The organism is Endozoicomonas atrinae, assembly GCF_001647025.1.
GTDB classification, from domain to species: Bacteria; Pseudomonadota; Gammaproteobacteria; order Pseudomonadales; family Endozoicomonadaceae; genus Endozoicomonas; species Endozoicomonas atrinae.
The window spans coordinates 1-1,879 of sequence record NZ_LUKQ02000498.1; the positions used below are offsets into that span (position 1 = coordinate 1).

The window sequence follows — 1,879 nt, forward strand, 5'->3', positions numbered from 1 at the left end:
ACCATTCGCACCGGAGTTAAACAGCTCAGAAAGGCTATGGGAGTGGATGCGGGAGCATGACTTATCAAACAAAGCATTTTCAGGTTATGAAAATATTGTAGATTGTTGCTGTGAAGCTTGGAATAACCTTTGCAGCGAAGCTGGTCGACTGTTCAGTCTGTGCTCCCGTGATTGGGCAGTTATACAGTAGTTAGAAAATTCAATTGGTATAAAGACGCCAAGAAGCCTAGAGGAATTTATTTACAAATCAGTGGTCTAACCAGCTGTCTGTTAACAATTATGTGCAGAAAGTCCCGGTGGTATTAACCCATGTGCAACGTTGTGTAATAGAATCAAAAACAGCTGAAGAACAAAAACTCTTTCAACTGTTGGTAGTATGAAAATATGTTTTATTTTCTGTTTTCTGTAGATGCTAGGTAGATATAGAGTGAATCCGTCTCAATCCATTTCTAATTGTTCTTTTTCAAAAAAAACAGACTATGACATTGAGTTTAATAGAGGCTCTGAAGTTGAAGACAGCTCTGATGATGAGAGTTATGGTTTTGAAGATCCACCGGAATCCAAAAGCTGGTGTGGAAGGTGTCTTAAAACAACGGCAGGGAAAGTGGCGGTCGGGTTGTGTTGTGGACTTCTAGCCACTGCTGTTATTGTACCACCAATTGCTCATTCATTATCAGATAGAAGTGCTTCAGGGGTTGATAATGCCCCTGCATCTGGATTAAAAGCTGACATGAGTCAATCCCCTGTTCCAGCTTCATCTGACCTCGTAATAACTACAGAGCCGGTTTCTGAGGTTTCAACAACAAGTCCACCGTTGTTGATATGTCGGGCTTTCAGTAATAACGATACGGTTCCGATACCCAATCTTGTGAGGCCATACAGTGGTGGTACAGCCAAGAGTGAAATCAAAATTGATCAAGCTGGTGATGCAGGCATTGTCGAAGTTGATGTAAATATCAAGCACACTGCCAGTGGCGATTTAATGCTTGGGTTACGGCTGCCAGATGGCTCATTAAGAAAACTGCAGAGTAAACAAGGTGGGATGACAGATAATATTGATCGTACATTCTTGCTGGATTTGACCGGGCTAAATGCCAATGGCACTTGGAGTCTTGAGTGTTCCGACCGTATAGAAATGGATGAAGGTGTTATTGATCAATGGTCAATTTCACTATTTCAAACACAGCAGAAATTTACCAATAATAATACAATACCAATCAATGACTTGATAATCCCTATGCATGGTGGGGTTGCCAGTAGTTCAATACAGGTGGACGAAGTTGGTGACCCTGGTCTGGTGAAGGTAACAGTAGATATTGATCATACTGCGAGGGGGGATTTGAAACTGAGGTTATTTGCACTGGATGGTACCCAAAAAGTATTGCACAACAGGAAAGGAGGTGATCAGGATGATATTCATAGAACATATGAAGTAGATATGTCAGGTAGCAAATCCTATGGTAATTGGACACTTGAAATTACTGATTATCATGATGCGGACAGTGGTGTGCTCAAAAGCTGGGGGCTTGAGATGGGTTGCCCTGATTCTGCTGATGCAGCAGATTCTGTTTATGCTGCATGAATACCGAAGTGTGTGTCATGACTATATTAAGCAGTTACTAAATTGAGCGTATAGACAAGCACAAATAGACATGAAAATCTTCGTTAATTCATCGGTGAAGCCATTGCCATATCTTCTTTTACCTGATCATATCTTTCTATCAGGTAAAAGAAGAAATAACCTATTTTTAAGGGAATGTAATTTAAATTGTGTAAACGCTTGTCGTTAATACTCCAAAATGGAGAATAACAATGAGCGTTGAAATCAACGAAAAACTGGTAGATCAAATAGCCAGTCAGATTAAAACTCAGGATGATC

The 1,879-nt window shown here is 40.4% G+C and carries 2 protein-coding genes and 1 pseudogene; 2 read left to right on the top strand and 1 reads right to left on the bottom strand.

The annotated features are described in order from the left end of the window. Together AK963_RS36185 and AK963_RS28395 are read left to right on the top strand one after the other, a co-directional pair. Nucleotides 1-190 (top strand): annotated as a pseudogene (locus AK963_RS36185) (IS630 family transposase); the annotation flags it as partial. 237 nt (nt 191-427) lie between these two features. Beyond that, entirely contained in the window at nt 428-1,582 is a 1,155-nt protein-coding gene (locus AK963_RS28395) for a proprotein convertase P-domain-containing protein (RefSeq protein ID WP_066018646.1), read from the top strand. An 83-nt stretch (nt 1,583-1,665) separates the two neighbouring features. Here the strand turns inward: AK963_RS28395 and AK963_RS36190 are convergent. Continuing rightward, nucleotides 1,666-1,879 (bottom strand): hypothetical protein (locus AK963_RS36190; RefSeq protein ID WP_238593882.1); only part of this gene is annotated, 214 nt, incomplete at its 5' end.